This is a genomic window from Mycobacterium szulgai (assembly GCF_002116635.1).
In the GTDB taxonomy this organism is placed as follows: Bacteria; Actinomycetota; Actinomycetes; order Mycobacteriales; family Mycobacteriaceae; genus Mycobacterium; species Mycobacterium szulgai.
In genome coordinates this window covers 1-8,700 of sequence record NZ_LQPW01000036.1, presented here as the reverse complement: position 1 = coordinate 8,700, position 8,700 = coordinate 1, and the positions used below count along the sequence as shown (strand labels likewise).

Below are 8,700 nucleotides of genomic sequence, written 5' to 3'. Positions count from 1 at the left end.
CCGCCCCGCCGGCCCCGCCGGCTCCGCCATCGCCGGCCGCGAGGCTGTTCCCGCCGGCGCCACCCGCGCCGCCGGTACCGAACAGCCCGGCGGCCCCGCCGGCGCCGCCCTTCTGTCCCACCCCGCCCGAACCGCCGGCACCACCGTCGCCGATCAACCAACCGCCGGGCGTGCCGTCATTCCCGGTTCCCGGTGCGCCGTTTGTCCCGTTGCCGATCAACGGGCGCTGGGTCAATGCCACGCTGGGTGCGTTGATCAGATTGAGCAGTTGCTGCAGCGGCGAGGCACTGGCGGCCTCCGTGCTGACATATGAACCCACTCCTGCGGTCAGCGCCTGCACAAACCAGGTATGAAACTCCGTCGCTTGCGCGCTTACCGCCTGATAGCCGTGCGCGTACTCGGAAAACAGCCCTGCGATGGCCGCCGACACTTCGTCCTGCGCCGCGGCGAGCAGCCCCGTCGTCGGGGCGGCCGCGGCCGCATTGGCCGCGCTGAGTAACGAATTCACTCCGGTCAAATCCGTTGCGGCCGTGGCCAATACGTCCGGTACAACGTTGACAAACGACATGCGATACCTCCCCAAGTAATCACATACCCAGCCAGGTGAATATAGCGTTAATTGAGGCGCGGCATGTCAAGAATTGACGGAAGCGTCGCTCCGGGCCGCCAATCAGTCACTGCGCCAGCGTGTTCACCGCCCGCCGGAACAGCGGCGGTAGCAGCTCACACGCGGGGACAATTGCGCGGCGGGCCACTCGTGGCGTGCTCGCCAGCACCAGGCCGCGGGTAAGCCAGCGGTAGTCGCGGGTAACCCGGTGCCACGCGGCCTCATACGAGGAGGGGGCATCGTCCACGATGGCGCGAACCGCCGCGCCCGCCTGTTTGACAGCGAGGCTGATGCCTTCGCCGGTCAGGGCGTCCTCGTACCCGGCCGCGTCGCCGACCAGCAGCACCCGGCCCGCGACCCGACGGGATACCACCTGGCGCAGCGGGCCGCAGCCGCGTGGTTGCCCGTGACCGGCACCTTGTAGATGCGGTGTAAGTGAAGGGAACCAATCGAGTTCGGGTCGTTGGCGGGACAGGATCGCCACGCCGACCAGATCGGGCTCTACCGGCGTCACGTATGCCTCACCCCAACGGGACCAATGCACTTCGACGAATCGGGACCAGGCGGGCACCCGGTAGTGCCAGCGCAGGCCGTGGCGGCGGGGTGTTCCGGCTGTCGCGGTGATCCCCACTGCCCGCCGCACCGTCGAATGCAGTCCGTCGGCGCCCACCAGCCAGCGCGCGCGGATCCCGGCGGCCGTCACCGAATCCGCGTCTTGTTGTACGGAGGTCACCCGGGTCCGGATCCATTCAGTGTCTTGCTCTTTGGCGCGCGCTGCCAGGGCCGCATGCAGTGTGGTGCGCCGCACGCCCCGACCCGGCCCGGTACGAAACCGGGCCTCGGCGCGGCGATGCTCGTCCACATAGGCGATGCCGTCAAACGGCATACCTACCGGATCTACCCCCAGCGAGGCCAGTTCAGCCAGGCCCCCAGGCATCAGCCCTTCACCACAAGCCTTGTCGATCGGGTCGTCGCGCGGCTCGGCGACAATCACCGAAAGGCCTTGTCTGCGTGCGTGTAACGCGGTCGCAAGGCCGCCTGGACCACCGCCGACGACTAACAGATCAGCGTCGTAGACCGTCATGTATAGCCCAGCGCCGAGTTCTCCACGCGCAGGCGCACTGTCAGTAACGTCGCATTGGCCACGGTGAAGAGCAGTGCGGTCAGCCAAGCGGTGTGTACCAGCGGCAGCGCGAAACCCTCGGCCACCACCGCAACATAGTTGGGGTGATGCAGGAACCGGTACGGGCCGCGCTGCACCAACGGCTCATGCGGCAACACGATCACCCGGGTGTTCCACCGTCGGCCCAGGGACCCCACACACCACCAGCGCAGCGCCTGGCTCAGCACCAGTACGCCGACCATCGGCCAGCCCAGCCACGGGAGGAACGGCCGGTGCAGCGCCCAGGTCTCGACCACGCAGCCCACCAACAGTGCGCTGTGCAGCACGACCATTACCCGGTAGTGCCGCTGGCCAAACTCCTTGGCGCCCTGGGCGAACGACCAGCGCGCATTGCGCTGTGCTATCGCCAGCTCCACCAGGCGCTCGATCGCGACCGCCAAGATCAATATGTAGTACATGGCCCTACCACTTGAGTAACACCAATTCCGAGCAGAAGGCCGGGCCCATCGCGACCATCAGGCCGATCGAACCCGGCGCCGGGGGATCGGTCATGTTGGCTCGCAGCACGTCAAGCACCGACACCGAAGAAAGATTACCGTTGGTGCGTAACGAATTTCGCGTGTGGTCAAGAGCGTTGGACGGCAGGTCCAACACGTTTTCGACCGCTTCGATCACCCGGGGCCCGCCTGGGTGGCACACCCAGGTCGTGACGTCCTTTGGGGTTAGTCCGTGGTCGGCGAGGAACCTGCGGACATCGCCACCGAGGTACTTCTCGGTGACCGTCGCGACGTCGACCGACAACACGATCCGGAAGCCGTCGGTACCAATCTTCCAGCCCATGACTTCTTCTGTTTCGGGATAGATCCTGCTGCGCGTCGCCACGACTCTGGGACCCGTGGAGCCAGTGGAACCACGGACGGCCCGGGCTGCCCCCTTGGTGATGACGGCAGCGGCGCCATCGCCGAACAGACTGCTTGCCACCAGGTTTGCCACCGAATTGTCTTGGCGCTGAATGGTCAGCGAGCACAGTTCGACCGCCAGCAGCGCGCCCACCTCGTTGGGAAACGCGCGCAGGTAGTCGTGCATGCGTGCCACCCCGGCGGCGCCGGCTACGCAGCCCAGGCCGAATAGCGGAATGCGCTTTATGTCCTGGCGCAACCCCACTCGGCTGGCCAGCCGGGCCTCCAGTGTTGGCACGGCCAATCCGGTGACAGTCGTCGAAAAGATCACGTCGACTTCCGACGGCTTGACCTTTGCGTCGTCGAGCGCGGCCAGCAATGCCTGTTCGCCCAGGTCGAGCGCGACGCCCACGAAGGCGTCGTTCGCCTCGGTGAAGCCGCTCAACTCGCTGTATCGGGAAAGTGGCAATGCGGTGTGACGCGACTGAACCCCGCTGCTGAGGGCAAAGCGCCGGAATTCCGGACCGGCGAAGTCGGTCAGCGCCCCGATGGCTTCGTCCTGGCTATAACGATTTTCTGGGAACTTCACGGCCACACCCGCTATCGCTGGATGCAACCTGCTAACGGCTCCTGGTGTGTGCACAGCAAGGCGCGTGGATGTTCCCCCTGTAAATGTGTCCATGTATTGACTCACGTTACTGCCGTGGGATGAGTTCAGCTGGCGATCAGCTAGGGCAGCCCATCGAGTCCGTCCTGGCCCAGCAGCTTGCCGCCGTTGCCGCCGCTGCCGGCGGTTGCGCCATTCCCGCCGTTACCGCCGTTACCGATTTGTCCGGCATCGCCGCCGTTTCCGCCGCCGCCACTACTGCCACTGTCCCCGGGTGCGCAATCTCCGCCGTTACCGCCGTTCCCGCCGTTGCCTAACAGGCCGGCGTTGCCGCCGGCCCCGCCATCACCGCCGGTCGAGATGACTGCATGGCCGCTAGCGCCACCGGTGCCGCCGGCCCCACCGGAGCCGAACAGAAAGCCGGCGTTGCCACCGGTTCCGCCGGCGCCACCCGCCGCAGTGGCGGGAACGGAGCCGAGGCTGACGGTGATGCCGCCCGTGCCGCCGGCGCCACCGTAACCGGCAAGCGTGCCAGCGTTGCCCCCAGCGCCTCCGGTCGCGCCGGTGGTGCTGCCGGAACCGCCTTTACCGCCCGTCCCGCCATTGCCTATCAACCAGCGGGCATCGCCGCCAGTACCTCCCGCGCCGCCGGTCGAGAGCGCCCCGCCGCCTGCGCCGCCGGTGCCACCGGTGGCAAGGAACCCGGCGGCCCCGCCGTCACCGCCGACGCCGCCGGCGGTGATGCCGTTGCCGCCGTCACCGCCGTTGCCGCCGGCGCCGGCTAGGAGTCCGCCGGCGCCGCCGGCCCCGGCGTTCGCACCTGCGCCGACGTCGCCAATCCCGCCGCTGCCCCCGTTGCCGCCGTTGCCGAATAGCCCACCGGCCCCGCCATTTCCGCCGATCCCGCCATCGTTGTGGCCGACCCCGCCACGGCCGCCGGTGCCGCCCGGACTGAACAGTCCGCCGGGGCCACCGTCCCCGCCAACACCACCGACACCGACGACGGACGTGTGGGCTTGTCCGCCGGTCGCCCCAGCGCCACCGGCGCCGGCGAACAACCCGCTGGCTCCGCCATTGCCGCCGGCACCTCCACTGGTGGTGCCCAGCCCGCCGACGCCTCCCGCCCCACCCGCACCGCCCAACAACCCACCACTGGCGCCATTACCGCCGACGCCGCCAGTGACGGCGCCTTCCCCTCCGGTACCACCCGCACCACCGGCGCCCAACAGCCAACTGGCTCCGCCGTTGCCGCCGTTCCCGCCAGTGCTAGTGCCCGGCCCGCCGGCCCCGCCGGCACCGCCCGAACCCAATAGCCAGCCGCCCGTCCCGCCACTACCACCGCTTTGGTCCGGCCCTCCTGCTCCGCCGTTGCCGCCGTTGCCGATCAACAGGCCGCCAGGCTGCCCAGGGGCACCCGTTCCTGGGGTGCCGTTGGCACCGTTGGCGATCAGGGGTTGACCCAGCAATGCCTCGGCGGGTGCGTTGACGACGTCGAATGCCCCCTGCAGCGGCCCGCCCGCGCCGTTGGCTCCTGAGTTGCCGATCGTTGGACCGTATCCGCCATTGCCGCCGCTGCCTGCGGTACCGATCAGACGAGCGTTGCCGCCAATCCCGCCGGCACCGCCGGCACCGGGCGTCGAGCTGCCGCCATCACCGCCGTTACCGCCGTTTCCGATGAGTGCAGCGTTGCCGCCGTGGCCGCCGGGACCGCCGTCGCCTTGCGGGCCGAATCCGCCGGCGCCACCGGAGCCGCCGGATCCGTACCAGATACCCGCGTTGCCGCCCGGCCCGCCTGACCCACCGAATCCGTGAGAACCAGTGTTGCTGAGGGCGGTTGCGCCGGGCCCGCCTCCCCCGCCGGAGCCAACCAGCATCCCGCCGTCGCCGCCGGCGCCGCCGGCCCCGCCGTTAGTTCGCCCCTGCCCGCCGATGCCCCCGGCGCCGCCGTCACCGATTAGCCAACCGGCGGTGCCGCCGGGGCCGCCATCCCCGCCGACCTGAAGGGCTGCCCCGCCGCTGCCGCCCGCGCCGCCGGTGCCAAGCAGCCCGCCGCACCCGCCGGCGCCACCGTGTCCCCCGGCAGTGATCCCTGCGCCGCCGTTACCTCCCGTGCCGCCATTGCTGAAAGCTCCGCCGGACCCGCCGATTCCGCCGTTGCCGCCGGTTTCGAGGAAGCCGACTCCGCCATTGCCGCCAGTGCCACCAACGCCCGCAAACAGCCCGCCGGTACCGCCGGCGCCGCCCGCCGAGCCGCTGGTATAGCCGAATCCACCGAGGCCGCCCTGGCCGCCGGCACCGCCCAACAGGCCGCCGCTGCCGCCACCCCCGCCGTTCCCGCCGACAGTGGTGGTGCCGGCTCCGCCGCCCCCGCCGTTGCCGCCGGTGCCGCCGAACCAGCCGCCGGCTCCGCCGTTCCCCCCGGAGCCGCCGATGCTGCCCTGTCCGCCCATCCCGCCGGCGCCACCGGTGCCAAACAGCCAGCTGTTGCCACCGGCCCCGCCGGTACCGCCGACCCCGCTGATGTTGTATCCGCCGGTGCCGCCTGTCCCGCCGACACCCAACAGCCCACCGACTCCGCCGGCCCCACCTCTGGTTTCCCCAATCCCGCCGGACCCGCCAGCACCGCCGGAGCCCAACAGCCAGCCGCCTGCTCCGCCGTGACCCCCGTCTCCTCCGACTGCGCCGGATCCGCCGTTCCCGCCGTTGCCGATCAGTATTCCGCCGGCCTCACCCGGTGCCCCGGTCCCGGGTGCTCCGTTGGCGCCGTTGCCGATTAACGGTCGCCCCAAAAGCGCGTGGGTAGGGGCGTTGAGCGCATCGAGCGCATTGACCGCGGCCGCCTGGGCGGCCTGCAAGGGCGAGACGTTGGCGGCCTCGGCTCTGGCATAAGCGGTCGCGTTCTGGTTGAGGGTATTGAGCAATTGGCCGTAGTACTTTGCCGCCCGGTTGCTGATCACCCGATAGTCGGTGGCGTGGGTCTGAAAGAGTGCGGTGAGCGCTACTGACACTTCGTCGGCGCCGGCGGCCAGCAACTGGCCGGTCGGTCCCACGGCCGCTGCGTTGGCCGCGCTGACCGCTGAGCCGATACGTGCAAGGTCCCCCGCCCCAGCAGAAATCAATTCCAACGACGCTACGACAAACGACATGGGTAGCCCCGATTCGCTCTGGCGATCCGTGGAATTGCGATGATGTCAAGGAGCCGCAGGAAATAGTTTAAGGTTTCACCGCTGCGTATTCTCGGAGACGCAGAAATTCGACTGCCTATAACAACTGGCATTCGGTTGCGTGTGAAATGGGCCGCACGGGGTCCTGCCAATGCTGTAGCCATGGGTTAAGGCTGGCCGTTGAGCCCATGTGCTCCGACTAGAGTCCCACCGTTGCCACCGCCACCAGGGTTGCCAGTGGTGGTGGCAGTTCCGCCGTTGCCGCCGTTGCCGCCGTTGCCGATTTCCTTTGCGTCGCCACCGATCCCGCCGGTGCCGCCGGCGCCACCGACGGGTGCGGCATCGCCGCCGTTGCCGCCGTTCCCGCCGTTGCCGATCATCCCGGCGTTTCCGCCGGTCCCGCCGGCGCCGCCGGTGGTCTGGCCTTGGTCACCGATTCCGCCGCTGCCGCCACTGCCACCGCCTCCGCCAGAGCCGTACAGGATGCCAGCGTGGCCGCCGGCGCCGCCGGCCCCGCCCGTAGCCGGGCCGGGGGAGAGCACCCGGCCTACGGCCCCGCCCGAGCCGCCCGCCCCACCGATACCCCAGAAGGTGCCGGCGCTGCCGCCGGCACCGCCCACTCCACCGGTACTGCCTTCCCCACCGGTGCCACCCGCCCCGCCGGTGCCGATCCACCCGATGGCGTTCCCGCCCTGACCTCCAGACCCCGCAGTTTGAGGGCCGGCTCCACCGGTTCCACCGGTCCCGCCGGAGCCGAATACCCCTGCGGTGCCGCCAGCCCCGGCATTGCCCCCGTCGGTACCCCCGGTGTTGCCATTGCCGCCGACGCCCCCATTGGCGAGCAGTCCGCCCGCTCCGCCGGCTCCGCCCGCTCCGCCGGCCAGGTGGCCGCCGACCCCGCCGGTGCCGCCGGTGCCGCCTGGGCCGAACAGACCGCCGGTCCCGCCGACCCCGCCGGTTCCGCCAGCGCCGTTGCCGAGGCCGCCGGTGCCGCCGGTGCCGCCGTGGCCGAATAGTCCGCCCGCACCTCCAGCCCCACCGCTGCCGCCCGGGGTCCCGTCGCCGGTGCCGTGTCCGCCAAATCCGCCGGCCCCGCCTGCCCCGCCGAAGTACCCGCCGACCCCACCGTTGCCGCCGTCTCCGCCGATGCTGCTGCCTTGTCCGCCGCTACCGCCGGCCCCGCCGGTGCCGAACAGCCGAGTATTGCCGCCGGCACCGCCTGCCCCGCCGGCGCCACTAGCGTTGTAGCCTCCGGGGCCGCCGGCCCCGCCAATGCCGAATAGCCTGCCGGCTCCGCCGGCGCCGCCGGTGGTGGTCCCGTCGCCGCCGACCCCGCCCGCGCCGCCGGAGCCCATGAGCAGGCCGCTGGCGCCGCCCGCCCCGCCGTTATGGCCGGCCGCGCCGGCACCGCCATTTCCCCCGTTTCCGATCAGAATCCCACCGGGCAGGCCGTCTGCTCCCGTGCCTGGCGCACCGTTGGAGCCGTTGCTGATCAGGGGGCGCCCGAACATTGCCTGAGCTGGTGCGTTGATAAGACCGAGTGCAGTTTGGTGCACCGGGGAAACGGGTGCCTGCATGGTGCCGTCTCCGTTGAACCCAGCCGCGCCGAGAAGCATGCCGCCACTGCCACCAGCGCCGGCATTACCCGTGGCGGTGCCCGTTCCGCCGGCGCCGCCATTGCCGCCATTGCCAATCAGCTTGGCCGCCCCGCCGGTCCCGCCATGACCGCCTTCGGCGGGTGCGGCGGCACCGCCGGTCCCGCCATTGCCGCCATTGCCGATCCATCCGCCGTTACCCCCGGCGCCGCCGTGACCGCCGGTGCCGTCGGAGCTGAAACCACCGACCCCACCCGCTCCGCCGGAGCCGTAGAAAATGCCGGCGTTTCCGCCGGACCCGCCGGCCCCGCCCTCGCCGACGGAAGTGCCGTTGCCCAGGGCAGATCCGCCCTCGCCGCCGGCGCCCCCGGAACCGGCAATCGCGCCGCCGATTCCGCCGTTGCCGCCGGACCCGGCGATGTGGCCACCTTGCCCGCCGATACCGCCGGAGCCTCCGCTACCGATCAGTGCCCCGTTTCCGCCGGCCCCGCCTGCCCCACCCGCGACGAGGCCACTACCGCCAGTGCCGCCGGTTCCGCCGGTGCTGAACAGCCCGCCGGTCCCGCCAGTCCCACCATGTCCGCCCGTGGTGATGCCCAGCGCGCCGGTGCCGCCGGTGCCGCCGGGACTCAGCAGGCCGCCGCTCCCACCGGTACCGCCGTCCCCGCCGGGACCGAGGTAGCCGACCCCGCCCATCCCTCCGTC

General features: G+C 71.0%; 5 protein-coding genes and 1 pseudogene. All 6 read right to left on the bottom strand.

Annotation, left to right across the window (positions count from 1 at the left end):
• The coding region (locus AWC27_RS08690; RefSeq protein WP_139836850.1) for a PE family protein at positions 1 to 568 on the bottom strand (568 nt) is incomplete at its 3' end.
• Positions 569 to 674: 106 nt separating this feature from the next.
• Positions 675 to 1,691 carry an NAD(P)/FAD-dependent oxidoreductase gene (locus AWC27_RS08685; RefSeq protein ID WP_085670112.1) on the bottom strand — a complete coding sequence of 339 codons (1,017 nt, stop codon included), beginning with the start codon at positions 1,689 to 1,691 and terminating at the stop codon, positions 675 to 677.
• Positions 1,688 to 2,188 (bottom strand): isoprenylcysteine carboxyl methyltransferase family protein, encoded by a 501-nt coding sequence (locus tag AWC27_RS08680; RefSeq protein ID WP_085670111.1) that lies wholly within the window; start codon positions 2,186 to 2,188, stop codon positions 1,688 to 1,690. The genes AWC27_RS08685 and AWC27_RS08680 overlap by 4 nt, the downstream gene beginning before the upstream one ends.
• A 4-nt stretch (positions 2,189 to 2,192) precedes the next feature.
• A complete protein-coding gene (locus tag AWC27_RS08675; protein ID WP_085670110.1) occupies positions 2,193 to 3,311 on the bottom strand; it encodes a type III polyketide synthase in 1,119 nt (372 codons plus the stop codon).
• Between the two features lie 47 nt (positions 3,312 to 3,358).
• Positions 3,359 to 6,382, bottom strand: a complete 3,024-nt coding sequence (locus tag AWC27_RS08670; protein ID WP_085670109.1) for a PE family protein — start codon at positions 6,380 to 6,382, stop codon at positions 3,359 to 3,361.
• A gap of 185 nt (positions 6,383 to 6,567) precedes the next feature.
• Positions 6,568 to 8,700 (bottom strand): annotated as a pseudogene (locus AWC27_RS30890) (PE family protein); the annotation flags it as partial.